Genomic DNA, 13,091 nt, shown 5'->3' with positions numbered 1-13,091 from the left:
CTAAAACGTCGCAAATGGCGATTGCGCGACAGCAGATGTAACGGCTAAATGAACCTGTCTGGTCCTGTCGGCAATACCGGCAAGCTAAGAGGGAATGTGGTGAGACCGCGCGCGATCGAATCCACAGCCGCCCCCGCGACTGTAAGCGGTGAGCCCTGTTCAACCAGCCACTCCTGAGTTTCAGGGGGAAGGCGAACAGAGGCATCGACCCGCGAGCCAGGAGACCTGCCAGGCACGAATGAAAACACCAACCGTCGGGTGCGACGGTAAAGGAGAACTAAAAATGGCAACTCAAGCAACAACCGCTTCGACCTCACGCGTTGGTATCCTGCCGGTTATGTTCGCTGTGGTTCTGGGCCTTGGCGTCATCACGCTGACCGGCCACGTTCAGGCCGCGGCCCTGCATGACGCAGCCCACGATGTGCGCCACGCGACCGGCTTCCCCTGCCACTAAACCCATGTTAAGCCGTATCCTGACCAGCGCGTTGTTCGCTGGTGCTGCAGCGGGGCTGATTGCCGCCTTGCTGCAGTTGGTCTTTGTGCAACCTGTGTTGCTGCACGCGGAACTGTATGAATCAGGCGAATTGGTCCATTTCGGCGGTGACGTCGTAAGTGCTCACCCCGAGCTGCCGGGAATGTTCTCGGACCTGTTCCGCGATGCGCTGAGCGTCATTTTCACGATGCTTATCTATACCGGTTATGCACTGATGATGATTGCGCTGATGTCCGTGGCTGAGGGCAACGGCCACAAGATTGACGGGCGCACCGGCGTTTTGTGGGGGCTTGCGGGGTTCATTGCCGTGCACCTCGCACCCGGATTCTCGCTCGCGCCAGAAGTGCCCGGCGTGGCAGCAGCCGATGTCGCTGCGCGTCAGATCTGGTGGTTTGCGACGGTCGCAGCAGCAGGTGTTGCCATGTGGCTGATTGCCTTTGGCGGCACCCTGATCAGCTATGTGATCGCAGCCGCCTTGCTGTTGGCCCCACATCTGATCGGCGCGCCCGAGCCGGACGTGTTCACCGGCCCCGTTCCGACCGAGATCGGCGCGCTGTTTGCCGCACGCGCCTTTGGCATCGGACTGGCAGCCTGGGTTCTGGTCGGGGCATTCGCCGGATACTTCTGGCGACATGAAAGCCAGCGTGCCGAAGCCGCGGCCTGACCAGCACGCCTATGAACATGCCGAGACCAGCTCGGCGTGTATCTACTACCATCAAGGAACATAAAATGGCACGCTCACTTGCCTTGTTTGCAATCGGCATAGTTTTTGGCAGTGGTGCAGGATTTGTGGTTGCGGCTGCAAATGGCGTCACTTTCGACGGCCATGACCATGGCGATCCTGCACATCACAGTTCATCTCACGCCGAGGCAGCCGCACACGATCATTCGACTGCCATCAACCTGCCTGCTGGCGCTGATGCTCCGGGGCTTGAGATCGCTCTTACGCCCGATCCTATGGCGGGCTGGAACCTGCATGTCATGCCGCAGAACTTTCGGTTCTCACCACAAAATGCCTCAAAGACCGATGTCGACGGCGAGGGGCATGCACATGTCTACGTAAATGGAGAGAAACTGGCCCGGCTGTACGGTAACTGGATGCATATCGACCATCTGCCGCAGGGCGAGGTCGAAGTCTCGGTCTCTCTGAACGCAAACAGCCACAGCCCGCTGATGGTCGACAACATCCCCGTCAGCGCGGCGGTCACACTACAGGTCGACTAAAGCGCCGGGATACGCGCCCGCAAACACATCCGGAGCCGCCCGCAAGGCCGGGCGTCTTCGATCCAGCCTTTGGGGCTTTCCAGATAGGTCCGGCAGGTCGCCACGATATCATCGGCGTCCGAAGCGACATCGACCCCTGAAAACACATATGACGCACCGCCATCGGCCTGCAGCGCGATGGCCACGGGTTCAGAGCATCCGCTGAAACAGGCGTGCTGATCGACCGAAACCCTTCCCTCAATCCCCGCGCGGGTCAGGGCTAATTCGACAGCTTTGACCTCAGCCCCGCAATCGCGGGCACCGGCACAGGACGAACATATCAACAGGCGCATCTGATCCAATTCGGACCTCATCGGGTGGCATTTGCCTGTTTCTGGGGGTTTCCGGCCACAGGCGCAATCGGGAAAACGCACAAGATTGTGAGTGCGCCCTGTCCCGCTTTCTGGCATCACAGTCTCAACCCCGTAACAGGAGGCCCCGATGAAAGCCCTTTGGACTGCGATAGCCCTGATAGCGACCCCTGCTTTGGCAGAAGAGCCCCTTTCGGGCTGGGCCAGCTATGCAACCGACAAAAGTTATGACGCGTTGGTTGCCGACACCAAGGATGCCATCAAGGCCAATGGTCTGATCGTGGTCACGCAGGCAGGCCCGACCAAGGCCGCCGCATCGCGCGGGATCACCATCCCCGGCAATCGGGTTATCGGGGCCTTCAACAACGACTACGCCGTGCGCGTGCTGGAAACCTCGGTGAACGCGATGATCGAGGCACCGATCCGCTTTTATGTCACCGAGAATGAGGACGGCACCGCCACCCTGTCCTACAAGACTCCCAGTTTTGTCTTCGCGCCCTACGTTTCTGAGGGCGGAGCCCCCCTACGTGAGATCGCCGAGGAACTAGATGGCAAGTTTCAAGCTGTCGCTGAAACAGCAGTCAAATAGTCACACTGGCGTGATCCGCCTTGCGTCTGGGGCCGTCCTCCGCAATCTGCTGTGAAACAGTTTTTCGGAGCATGACTTATGCAAGACCTCTCGCCCCGCGCAGCGGACCTTCTGGCCCAACGTTTGTACGAGGCCGGATGTCGCCACGCCTTTGGAATGCCCGGTGGTGAGGTTCTGACCCTTGTCGATGCGCTGGAACAGGCCGGGATCACCTTTCATCTGACCAAGCATGAAAACGCCGCCGGTTTCATGGCCGAGGCCGTGCATCACCGCGATGGCGCGCCTGCCATTCTGGTCGCCACCCTTGGCCCCGGTGCGATGAACGGGATCAACGTGGTCGCCAATGCCTTGCAAGACCGGGTGCCGATGATCGTGCTGACCGGCTGCGTCGATGCGGATGAGGCGCTGACCTATACCCATCAGGTGATGGATCACGCGCAGGTCTATCGCTCGATCACCAAAGGGACGTTTACACTGACCGCCAAAGGCGCAGACACTATTGCCGATAAGGCGGTTACGTTGGCCAATCAGCCGCGCCCCGGTCCCGTGCATATCGACGTGCCGATCTCGGTCGCGGATACCCGCGTGTCGGGCGTGAAACCGCGCCGCCGCGCCAAGATTGCCTCTGTATCCCCTGCGGGCGACTGCGTCGAGAAAGCCCGCCGTTGGGTTTCGCAGGCCGAACGGCCCATCGCAATTGTCGGGCTGGATGTTCTCTATGACGACTCGCGCAACGTGGTGCAGGCATTTCTGGAGCATTTCGACATCCCCTTCGTGACGACATACAAGGCCAAGGGCGTAGTCCCCGAGGATCACCCTCTGTGCCTAGGTGGCGCGGGCCTTTCCCCGCTGGCTGACAAACATCTGGTTCCGCTGGTCGAACAGGCCGATTTGGTGCTGTGTCTGGGCTATGACCCGATCGAAATGCGCCCCGGCTGGCGTGAGATCTGGGACCCAGCGGAAAAGCGCGTGATCGACGTCTCGGCTGTGCCCAATGACCACTACATGCATCAGGCGGGGCTGAATTTGGTGGCACATACCGGCGAGACGCTGGAGGCCATCGCCAAAGGCACCCCGTCGCGCAAGACATGGCTGGGTGGCGAACCCGCGCAAGTCAAAGCCGCTTTGGCGCAGGCGTTTCCCACGGATGACGACTGGGGGCCCGCGGCGGTGATCGCCGAAACCCGCGCTGCCCTGCCCGCCAACACTCTGGCGACCGCCGACAGCGGCGCGCATCGCATCCTGCTGAGCCAAATGTGGGATTGCTCTGAGGAACGCGGGCTGATCCAATCCTCGGCCCTGTGCACCATGGGCTGCGCGGTCCCGATGGCGATTGGTCTGAAGCTGGCCGAACCCGACCGCCCGGTGATCAGCTTCTCGGGTGATGCCGGGTTCCTGATGGTCGCCGGAGAGCTGTCGACCGCCGCCGAGATGGGAGGTAATCCGATTTTTCTGGTCTTTGTCGATGCCAGTCTTGCGCTGATCGAGCTGAAACAGCGCCAGCGCCAGATGGGCAATACGGGCGTAGATTTCGACCGCCACGACTTTGCCGCCATGGGCCGCGCGTTCGGCGGTAACGGCCACACGGTGCGCAACCGCGAAGAACTGCGCGCGGCGCTGGATGCGGCGGTCAAGGCTGACAGTTTCACCGTCATCGCCGCCGAGATCGACCGTGGAGGCTATGATGGCCGGATCTGAGGGGCCGCTGAAGGGCATCAAGGTTCTGGACCTGTCCCGCATTCTGGCAGGACCGACCTGCACGCAATTGCTGGGCGATCTGGGCGCCAACGTGATCAAGATCGAAAACCCGGCAACCGGCGGCGATGATACGCGCCAGTGGGGTCCCCCATATGTGACGGACGCGGACGGGAATGCATCGGACCTGAGCGCTTATTTCATGTCGGCGAACCGCAACAAGAAATCAGTGGCGCTCGACATAACTACGCCCGAGGGTCAGGCGGAAATCCGACGTCTCGCCTCGCATGCCGATATCCTGATCGAGAATTTCAAACCCGGCGGGCTGGCGAAATACGGGCTGGATTTTGCAACCCTGTCGCAGGAGTTTCCCAGCCTCGTTTATTGCTCGATCTCAGGCTACGGACAGGACGGACCAAACGCGTCGAAGCCCGGATATGACCTGATGGCACAGGGTTACGGCGGGATCATGTCTCTGACCGGCGACCCCGAAGGCGCGCCCATGAAAGTGGGCGTGGGCATCGCTGACGTGATGTGCGGCATGTACGCGACCGTCGGGATTCTGGCGGCGCTACGCCATCGGGATCAAACAGGCGAGGGCCAGCAGATCGACCTTGCGCTGGTTGACGCGCAAATTGCATGGCTGATCAATGAGGGCGTAAATTACCTGACCTCTGGCAACGTCCCTCAACGGCGCGGAAACGGGCACCCGAATATTGTGCCCTACGACGTGTATCAGACAGCAGACGGGCACGTGATCCTGGCGGTTGGGAATGACAGCCAGTTCAGACGGTTCTGCGACTTCGTCGGGCAGCCTGATTTGGCTGATGATCCTCGTTTTGCGACCAACCCGTCGCGTCTGGCGCATCGAGAAGCGTTGAACGCGATTCTTCGCCCAGCCATACAAAACTACGACACCGAAACCGTCATTACCGAGCTTGAGGCGCGTAAAGTGCCTGTGGGCCCGGTGCAGACGTTGGATCAGGTTTTTGCCACCGATCAGGTCGCCGCAAGGCAGATGCAGATCGCCATGCAAGCCGACCCGGCACAGGTGAATCTGATCGGAAATCCACTGAAACTGTCCAAAACGCCTGTAACATATCGCAGTGCTCCACCGACCTTTGGCGCGGACACTCAGGCCGTTCTGAACGCCGAAAACCCGTTTGAAGACTGAAACACAATGCCTAATTCGGCGGCATGTTGCTGAAACATGCCGTTGAATCGGCGGTTTTTTTCACGTTTTGCACACACAGCATTTCACCAATTCGAGAGGTCGGTCGATACTGATACGACCCCGCTAGAGTCTCTGATAAGTCGAATAATGTACTAATTCTCAACGGATCGGACCACGAGCATGAAACAAGACGTTTTCGGACAGATGAACACCCTGAGCCATTCGGCAAGCGCCGAGGCATGGGATGGCGTGCTGCTCGGGTTCATGGCGCATGCGGCGGTGACGCCTCAGCATCTGGGAAAAGTCTTGGAGCTTGAGCCGGATTTTGCCCTGGGCCATGCGATCAAAGGTTTGTTCATGGTTCTGCTGGGCCGCCGCGAGATGATGCCAGTCGCCGTCGAAGCTCTGGCCGCCGCCAATGCCGCGATGGAGCGTCAACCGGTAACCGCACGCGAACGCCTTTATGTACAAGCGCTGGAGCTGTATCTGTCCGATCTGCCCACGCAAGCCGTTCAGAAGTTCGAGGAAATCCTGCGCGCCCATCCGCAAGACTCGCTGGCGATGAAGCTTAGCCATGCCACCCGCTTTGTTCTGGGCGACGCCGAAGGCATGCGTCGCTCGATCGAACGTGTGATGCCGGCGTATGAGCCTGATCACGCGGGCCGTGGATATCTGTTGGGCTGCCATTCTTTCGCGCTGGAAGAAACCGGTGCCTATGAAAAAGCCGAGATTGCAGGCCGTCAGGCGCTGTGGATGGTGTCAGATGACGCATGGGGCCTGCACGCGGTGGCCCACGTGCATGAAATGACCGGCAACGCACAGCTGGGTCTGGATTGGCTGGCCGGGCGCGAGGACGCTTGGGCGCATTGTAACAACTTCCGCTATCACGTCTGGTGGCACAAGGCGCTGATGCACCTGGATCTGGGCCAGGTCGATCAGGTGATGGAGTTGTATGACAACTACATCCGTCAGGACAAAACCGACGATTACCGCGATATCTCGAACGCGACCTCGTTGTTGTCCCGTCTGGAACTTGAGGGCGTAAACGTCGGCAATCGCTGGGAAGAACTGGCTGACCTGAGCGCCAATCGCACCGAAGACGGCTGCCTGATCTTTGCCGACCTGCACTATTTGCTGGCTCTGACTGGCGATAACCGGGACGAAGCAACCGGAAAGATGCTGAAACGCATCCAGAAAGACGCCCAACGCAATCAGGGCGACACCCCGATCCGAATGTCCGATCCGGGCATCGCGGCAGCTAAGGGGTTGGAAGCCTTTGGCGACGGCCTATACGGCCAAGCCTTTGATTTCCTTTCGACGGCACGTGACGGAATGCAGATGGCAGGTGGCAGTCACGCGCAACGTGATGTATTCGAGCGCATCACAATTGATTCCGGCCTGCGCGCCGGGCGTCTGGATGCGGTCGAGCGCATCCTAGATGATCGCCGCGCAAAACGGGCCGGTGGCGAGGACAATTACGCCCTTGCGCGCCGCGCATTGATCGACGCGGCACGCGATGACCGGGATGCACAAAGCGTTCCGGCTGAATAACAAAAATAAAAAGACCAAAGAAGGACAGAACACGTATGGCGACAGCATCGCCCGCTTCTGATTTTGCGCCTGTGGCGGCCCAAGCAGCCGCCCCTGCCCGCGTGCGCGACCCGCGGCTGGATTTCTATCGCGGCATCGCGATGTTCATCATCCTGATCGCACACATCCCGAACGACCCTTGGGCCAGATGGATTCCGGCGCGGTTCGGTTATTCAGATGCAACCGAGATTTTCGTGTTCTGCTCGGGCATGGCCTCGGCCATTGCGTTCGGCGGGGCTTTTGCACACAAGGGTTGGTGGATGGGGACGGCTCGCGTGGCGTTCCGCATCTGGCAGGTCTACTGGGCGCATATCTGCCTGTTCTTCTTTGTGGCCATGTCGATGGCGGCGCTGGACCAGACAGGTTTCTTCGAGAAAACATACATTTCCTCACTGAACCTCCAGCACTTCTTCAACGATCCTGCGCCACAGATGGTCGGTCTGTTCACGTTGACCTATGTGCCGAACTACTTTGACATCCTACCGATGTATCTGGTGGTTCTGGCGCTGATGCCTGTTTACATGGGCCTGTATCGCATCGGGTTCTGGGCCGTGGCCGCCACGTCGATTGCGATTTGGCTGGTGGCACAAACCGGTGCGCTGGCCCTGCCAGCCGAGCCTTGGTCAGACCGTCAGTGGTTCTTCAACCCCTTCGGCTGGCAGTTGCTGTTCTTTACCGGCTTTGCCTTCATGCGCGGGTGGATCCCTGCCCCCCCTGTATCGAAAACCCTGATCTGGGCTGCCGTACTGTTCCTGATCCTGTCGGCCCCGTTTGGATCGTGGAAGGTCTTCACCTGGATCAACAATGCCGCGCCGGAATTGGGTGCCGTGCTGCGCAAGGGCTGGCCCTTGACCTCGGAACTGCGGGGCAAGACCGAGTTTGGCCTGCTGCGCTATGTTCACTTCCTCTCACTGGCCTATCTGGGCTGGGTCGTCGCGGGTGAGCATGGCCATCGCCTGATCGCAACCGGTCAGGGTGCAGCCGCGAAAGTTTGGGAGTTCCTGCTGACCGTCATCACCAAGGTCGGGCAGCAATCCTTGGCGGTCTTCGTCTTTTCCATGGCAGCAGCGCGCCTGATCGGCGTTGGGTTGGACCTGAGTGGGCGGGATGTTGCCAGCGTCTTCATCGCCAACATGATTGGCTTTGCCATGATCATCGGCGTGGCCTATCTGGCCGGTTGGTTCAAGTCACAGCCCTGGAAGTCAAAAAAATGAATTTCACACGTCGCGCTTTTTTGGCCTCAACTTCGGCGCTTGCTTTCGCTCCGACCACATTTGCTGCCGGTGGCGAGGTCCCCTTTGACCGCAATGACGTGATCGCACTGGCCCGTGAACTGGCCAGCCAACCCTATGCCGAGCGTGAAATGGTTCCGCAGGAATGGCAGGACTTGACGTATCAACAGTATCGCTCGATCCGGTTCCGGCTGGACCGTGCGCTGTGGTATGAAACCCAGACGCCGTTCAACGTAGATTTCTTTACGCCAGGCCTGTATTTCCCGCGCACTGTTAAGGTTTCAACGGTCGAGGACGGTATGACCACCCCGGTGACGTTCGATCTGTCGATGTTCGACAAATCCGAAGATGTGCCGACCCTGCCCATCGACGACACGCTGGGGTTCTCGGGCCTGCGCCTGCGCACCGAAATGCACCGCCCCGGTAAGACCGATGAGTTCTGCGTCTGGCAAGGCGCCAGCTATTTCCGCGCCATTGGTCTGCACGAGGTTTACGGGCTGTCCGCGCGTGGTCTGGCCCTGAAAACCGGCGATCCGGATGGGGAGGAGTTCCCGGAGTTTATCCGCTTCTGGCTGGAACGCCCCAAACCCGGCCAGCGAAACATGGTCGTGCATGCGCTGATGGACAGCCCCAGCGTGACCGGGGCCTATCGGTTCAACGTCACCGCCGGGGCCGACTGCATCATGGATGTCGAAGCAACGCTCTTCCCCCGCGAAGAGCTGCCCCATGTGGGCATCGCGCCCGGCACCTCGATGTTCCTGTTCGACCAGACCAACCACAGCCGGTTTGACGACTTCCGCCCCGCCGTTCATGACAGCGATGGCTTGATGGTTCGCAATGGCGCCGGTGAGGTGCTGTGGCGGCCTTTGGCCAATCCCACCCGCCTGCAGATTTCGTCGTTCGTGGATACGAACCCACGGGGCTTTGGCCTGATGCAGCGCAAACGCAAGTTCTCGGACTATGCGGATCTTGAGGCGAATTACCACAAGCGCCCCGGCCTGTGGGTCGAACCCAAGGGCGATTGGGGTAAAGGCACCGTGACGCTGGTCGAGATTCCGGCGGATCAGGAGATCTATGACAACATTGTCGCCTATTGGCGCCCGGCCGAGCCCTATGCCGCCGGCAGCCAGATCGACATATCCTATCGTTTGATCTGGGGCGAAGAACCCCAGCGCACGCCCATGCCACGCGTGATCAACACCGCGATGGGCGACAATACCTTCGGCGAAGGACGTCTGGCAGTGATCGATTTTGAGGCCTCGGACCTGTTCGATGACCCCGATGCGATGACCATCTTTGTTGACTCGCCCCATGCCGAAACCTCGGACGGCGTGCTGCAACGCAACCCCGATACCGGCGGCTTGCGGCTGGCCTTCTCGTTTCAGCCGGGCGAGCGGAACCACGTAGAGCTGCGCGCGCAGCTTCTGAAGGACAAACAGCCCGCCTCTGAGGTTTGGCTCTACCGTTGGACCACATGAGCCGCGATCTGCATATCATGCCGCCCGAGGCCCCTCTGGCGATGCCCGCGCAGGATTTCAGCGCCGGGTTTCGGGATGCGCAAGTGCCGAATGGCAAGCGCGCCTCGGCCGGGTTCTGGCGTGCGCTGGCCTTTTCGCCTGCGATGGCGGCCACTCTGGGGCTGCTTTGGGTGATGTCCGACTGGTTCGGGGCCGAAGGGATCAACCTGATCGAAGGCATCCTGCTGACGTTGATCTCGTTTAACTTCTTCTGGATTTCTTTCACGGTCTGCACCGTGCTGCTGGGCATGGTGTCCCTATCGCGGCAGGAACAGCCCAAACGCGAAGGCCGCCCTCAGCCCCTGCGCGTGGCGCTCTTGATGCCCGTCTACAACGAGGTGCCGTGGAACGTGCTGGGCAATGCCCGCACCATGCTGGAGGATCTGAGTAAGCGCGGTGGTCAGCATCACTATGCCATGTTCATCCTGTCCGACACGCGCGACCCCGAGATCGCGGCGCAGGAACAGGCCAGTGTCGAGGCGCTGCGCACGACCCTAGCGCCGGGTCTTGAGCTGTATTACCGCCGTCGTCCTGAAAACACTGACCGCAAAGTGGGCAATATCGCCGATTGGGTCAGCCGCTGGGGGGCTGATTGGGACGCCATGCTGGTGCTGGATGCTGACAGTCTGATGACCGGTCGTGCCATCACCCGCCTGACCGACGCTTTGGCACGCGACCCCGGAGCCGGTCTGATCCAGAGCTATCCGCAGCTGATCGGCGCGCAATCGGTCTTTGCCCGGATGCAACAATTTGCCAACGGCGTGTACGGCATCGCCTTTGCCGAAGGACTGGCCCGTTGGTGCGGGCAAGAAGGCAATTATTGGGGCCACAACGCCATCATCCGCACGCGCGCCTTTGCCTCAAGCGCGGGCCTGCCCAAACTGCGCGCCTTTAATGGTCACGAAAAGCTGATCATGAGCCACGATTTCGTCGAAGCAGGCCTGCTGCGCCGTGCCGGATGGGCCGTGCGCTTTCTACCCCGTATTCGTGGGTCGTATGAAGAGACGCCCCCTACGCTGATCGACCACGCACTGAGGGATCGGCGCTGGTGTCAGGGCAACCTGCAACACCTGAAATTGCTGGGCTCGACCGGGTTCCGCGCGGTGTCCCGCTTCCACATGTTCCACGGCGCAGTCGGTTATCTGATGTCGCCGCTGTGGTTTGCCCTGCTGGTGATGTGGGCGCTGATCGGTCAGGGTGAGGACGCGTCGGTCCTTTATTACTTTAGCCCCGACAACCCTCTGTTCCCGCAATGGCCCGAGATGTCGGAAACCCGCCATGTGCTTATCATTCTGGTGATGTATGCCATGTTGCTGGCCCCCAAGGTACTGGGCGTTCTTGCCTTGCCGCTAAGCGGTGTGCGCTATGCCGAGTTCGGTGGTGGCTTGAAATTCATTACCTCGTTTCTTGCCGAAGTTGTGCTGTCAATCCTTTATGCACCCATCCTTATGGTACAGCAGATGATTGCCGTCTTCCGCACCGCCTTCGGTGTTCAAAAGGGGTGGTCTCCGCAAACGCGCGATGGCGGCAGCTATGGCTTGCGCACGTTGGTCCTGTGTCACGCACTGGAAACGATAAGTGGCATCGCGTTGAGCGTGGGCATTCTGTCGGGCCTGGTTTCCATCTGGCTGGCCCCGATTGCGATCAGCCTGGCCTTTGCGATCCCATTGTCCGCGCTCAGCGGCGTATCTTCTGCATCCGCGCGCCGCATGGTCGGGATGAGAGAAGACGTCAAGGAACCCGCGATCACCCGGTCTGCCCGCCGTCACAGAGACGAGTTGAAGCGCGTGATCGAGGGCAAAGGCGTGATGACCCCGGCAGAGTGATCATCCGCCGGGCAAGCCCTCGTACCAATCCACCATCATATCGGCCCAGCCTTTAGGTACGGTATGTCCACCTGGGAACAACGCAAATTCCAGCGCGCTGCCATCTGCACAACCGCTCCAATAGCGGCGCATAAAGGGGCCCGTGGTCGAAAAACCGCTGGGTTTGGTATCAACGCAGCCATTGGCCAAGCGCCAGATTTCCAGCCCAGCAAAGATATCGCCCTGATGGAACCGGCCCCCACCCAGCAGCCGCCCTTCCAGCGGCACCACATTGTCAATCCAGCCATGGGTATGGAACAGGCGCACCGGACCTTCGCAAGTTTCAGGATGCGGCCGCCAGAACCCGCCTGACACGGGCACGTAGGCCGAAAACGTCTCGGGTGCATCGCAAGCCAGATAATTGACCATGAACCCGCCAGCCGAGAATCCGCCCAAAATTACGCGGTCCCTGTCGATACCAAATCGTTCGGCAGCGTCATCTACCACTTCGGTCAGAAAGGCGGTCTCGTCCCGGTCACCGAAACCGGGATAGAAATTCCAGCTTTTGATTCCGGGGCGGCTTGGTCGTTCCAACCCTTCGGGCGCCATCACCGCATATCCCCGTGCAAGCAGGGGCTCGACCATGCTGCGGTTCTTCATGGTGCCAGTACCGCTGCCCCCGTACCCGTGCAGAAACACGACCAGAGGTGGGTTGTCTGCTTTGGGCAGTTCGATGTGATACGCACCCGAGTCGGTCTGACACGCCCCATCCTGATCCGCGCAAGCGGCATAACTGGCCTGCCCCGCAAATACAGCGGCCACCGCCATCGCGACAGCGCGGATCATTGGCCTGCCTCGTGATATGCGCCGACGGGCAGCCCCGTACGTACCCAACCCGGCCCGGCTGCGGAGCCCAACATACCTTCCGACACGTCGATAATATTGGTGAACCCCGCCTCGCTGAGCCTGTTGCTGAGCCGCGCAGACCGCACTCCGCGCGCGCAAATCAGCGCAACCGGCGCGTTCTTGTTCCCGTCGGTCAATTGATCCAGCGCTACAACGAAATCGTCACGACGCATGTCAAGCGGATAGGCCCCTTCGCCCACGCCCGTCGCCTGCCATTCCCGCGGCGTTCGGATATCCAGCAGTAAAATGTCGCCAGACAGGGCTTGCTGGTGCGCGGCTTCGACACTGAGATGTCCGCCAGCATAGCTAGGCGGGATCAACCGGTATTCCCGGATTGCGAAACCGGTGGCGACGAGCGCACCACCGCCAACCAATACCCACCTGCGGTTTTTGACTGTTTTGTCTGTCACGTCCGACCCTCCTGAACGGTCTTCGACGTTCTATCACACAGAGACAGTCAATTCCGCGCAGAATTTGCGAGTAGGGATCAAGTTCTTGTCAGAGATTTTTTCAAAA

At 60.2% G+C, this 13,091-nt stretch carries 13 protein-coding genes and 1 riboswitch; of the genes, 10 read left to right on the top strand and 3 right to left on the bottom strand.

From position 1 onward, the window contains the following. Nucleotides 1-42 precede the first annotated feature (42 nt). A riboswitch (cobalamin riboswitch) is annotated at nt 43-247 on the top strand. A gap of 36 nt (nt 248-283) precedes the next feature. The 3 genes from GOW48_RS06485 to GOW48_RS06475 all read left to right on the top strand — a co-directional run bounded on the left by GOW48_RS06485 (nt 284) and on the right by GOW48_RS06475 (nt 1,717). Beyond that, entirely contained in the window at nt 284-454 is a 171-nt protein-coding gene (locus GOW48_RS06485; RefSeq protein ID WP_170354675.1) for a CbtB domain-containing protein, read from the top strand. Between the two features lie 4 nt (nt 455-458). Next, nucleotides 459-1,157 (top strand): CbtA family protein, encoded by a 699-nt coding sequence (locus GOW48_RS06480; protein WP_170752356.1) that lies wholly within the window; start codon nt 459-461, stop codon nt 1,155-1,157. Between the two features lie 65 nt (nt 1,158-1,222). Then, a complete protein-coding gene (locus GOW48_RS06475; RefSeq protein WP_170752354.1) occupies nt 1,223-1,717 on the top strand; it encodes a hypothetical protein in 495 nt (164 codons plus the stop codon). Here the strand turns inward: GOW48_RS06475 and GOW48_RS06470 are convergent. Continuing rightward, complete coding sequence (locus tag GOW48_RS06470) at nt 1,714-2,070, bottom strand: DUF1636 family protein (protein ID WP_234899339.1); 357 nt, start codon at nt 2,068-2,070, stop codon at nt 1,714-1,716. The genes GOW48_RS06475 and GOW48_RS06470 overlap by 4 nt on opposite strands. A 127-nt stretch (nt 2,071-2,197) precedes the next feature. On the opposite strand from GOW48_RS06470, the gene GOW48_RS06465 reads away from it, so the two are divergent. From GOW48_RS06465 to mdoH, 7 genes are all read left to right on the top strand, one after another. Continuing rightward, a complete protein-coding gene (locus tag GOW48_RS06465; RefSeq protein WP_170752352.1) occupies nt 2,198-2,656 on the top strand; it encodes a DUF302 domain-containing protein in 459 nt (152 codons plus the stop codon). Between the two features lie 78 nt (nt 2,657-2,734). Beyond that, nucleotides 2,735-4,354, top strand: coding sequence for a thiamine pyrophosphate-binding protein (locus GOW48_RS06460; protein WP_170752350.1), 1,620 nt, complete (start codon nt 2,735-2,737; stop codon nt 4,352-4,354). After that, the gene (locus tag GOW48_RS06455) at nt 4,341-5,525 is read left to right on the top strand and encodes a CaiB/BaiF CoA transferase family protein (RefSeq protein WP_170752348.1); all 1,185 of its coding nucleotides are present in this window, start codon (nt 4,341-4,343) and stop codon (nt 5,523-5,525) included. Before GOW48_RS06460 ends, GOW48_RS06455 begins: the two co-directional genes overlap by 14 nt. Nucleotides 5,526-5,705: 180 nt before the next feature. Further along, nucleotides 5,706-7,076: a tetratricopeptide repeat protein gene (locus GOW48_RS06450; RefSeq protein WP_170752346.1), complete on the top strand. Its 1,371-nt coding sequence runs from the start codon at nt 5,706-5,708 to the stop codon at nt 7,074-7,076. A gap of 35 nt (nt 7,077-7,111) precedes the next feature. Beyond that, nucleotides 7,112-8,329, top strand: a complete 1,218-nt coding sequence (locus tag GOW48_RS06445; RefSeq protein WP_170752344.1) for an OpgC family protein — start codon at nt 7,112-7,114, stop codon at nt 8,327-8,329. Then, on the top strand, nt 8,326-9,825 hold the full coding sequence (locus GOW48_RS06440) for an OpgD/OpgG family glucan biosynthesis protein (RefSeq protein WP_170752342.1): 1,500 nt from the start codon (nt 8,326-8,328) through the stop codon (nt 9,823-9,825). Before GOW48_RS06445 ends, GOW48_RS06440 begins: the two co-directional genes overlap by 4 nt. Further along, nucleotides 9,822-11,690 carry a glucans biosynthesis glucosyltransferase MdoH gene (mdoH, locus tag GOW48_RS06435; RefSeq protein WP_170752341.1) on the top strand — a complete coding sequence of 623 codons (1,869 nt, stop codon included), beginning with the start codon at nt 9,822-9,824 and terminating at the stop codon, nt 11,688-11,690. The genes GOW48_RS06440 and mdoH overlap by 4 nt, the downstream gene beginning before the upstream one ends. Here mdoH and GOW48_RS06430 read toward each other — a convergent pair whose 3' ends face one another. Continuing rightward, nucleotides 11,691-12,515, bottom strand: a complete 825-nt coding sequence (locus tag GOW48_RS06430) for a CE1 family esterase (RefSeq protein ID WP_170752339.1) — start codon at nt 12,513-12,515, stop codon at nt 11,691-11,693. Next, nucleotides 12,512-12,985, bottom strand: coding sequence for a rhodanese-like domain-containing protein (locus GOW48_RS06425; protein ID WP_170752337.1), 474 nt, complete (start codon nt 12,983-12,985; stop codon nt 12,512-12,514). Before GOW48_RS06425 ends, GOW48_RS06430 begins: the two co-directional genes overlap by 4 nt. Between the last annotated feature and the right edge of the window lie 106 nt (nt 12,986-13,091).

This window comes from Ruegeria lacuscaerulensis, assembly GCF_013033355.1.
Taxonomy (GTDB): domain Bacteria; phylum Pseudomonadota; class Alphaproteobacteria; order Rhodobacterales; family Rhodobacteraceae; genus Ruegeria; species Ruegeria lacuscaerulensis_A.
The sequence above is the reverse complement of the archived record's forward strand: the minus strand, read 5'-3'. Positions and strand labels throughout refer to the sequence as shown.

Bases quoted from the DNA above. Each gene is read 5' to 3' on its own strand.
- mdoH (WP_170752341.1), top strand. From the start codon at position 9,822: ATGAGCCGCGATCTGCATATCATGCCGCCCGAGGCCCCTCTGGCGATG.
- GOW48_RS06450 (WP_170752346.1), top strand. From the start codon at position 5,706: ATGAAACAAGACGTTTTCGGACAGATGAACACCCTGAGCCATTCGGCA.
- GOW48_RS06440 (WP_170752342.1), top strand. From the start codon at position 8,326: ATGAATTTCACACGTCGCGCTTTTTTGGCCTCAACTTCGGCGCTTGCT.
- GOW48_RS06460 (WP_170752350.1), top strand. From the start codon at position 2,735: ATGCAAGACCTCTCGCCCCGCGCAGCGGACCTTCTGGCCCAACGTTTG.
- GOW48_RS06445 (WP_170752344.1), top strand. From the start codon at position 7,112: ATGGCGACAGCATCGCCCGCTTCTGATTTTGCGCCTGTGGCGGCCCAA.
- GOW48_RS06465 (WP_170752352.1), top strand. From the start codon at position 2,198: ATGAAAGCCCTTTGGACTGCGATAGCCCTGATAGCGACCCCTGCTTTG.
- GOW48_RS06430 (WP_170752339.1), bottom strand. From the start codon at position 12,515: ATGATCCGCGCTGTCGCGATGGCGGTGGCCGCTGTATTTGCGGGGCAG.
- GOW48_RS06475 (WP_170752354.1), top strand. From the start codon at position 1,223: ATGGCACGCTCACTTGCCTTGTTTGCAATCGGCATAGTTTTTGGCAGT.
- GOW48_RS06470 (WP_234899339.1), bottom strand. From the start codon at position 2,070: ATGAGGTCCGAATTGGATCAGATGCGCCTGTTGATATGTTCGTCCTGT.
- GOW48_RS06485 (WP_170354675.1), top strand. From the start codon at position 284: ATGGCAACTCAAGCAACAACCGCTTCGACCTCACGCGTTGGTATCCTG.
- GOW48_RS06455 (WP_170752348.1), top strand. From the start codon at position 4,341: ATGGCCGGATCTGAGGGGCCGCTGAAGGGCATCAAGGTTCTGGACCTG.
- GOW48_RS06480 (WP_170752356.1), top strand. From the start codon at position 459: ATGTTAAGCCGTATCCTGACCAGCGCGTTGTTCGCTGGTGCTGCAGCG.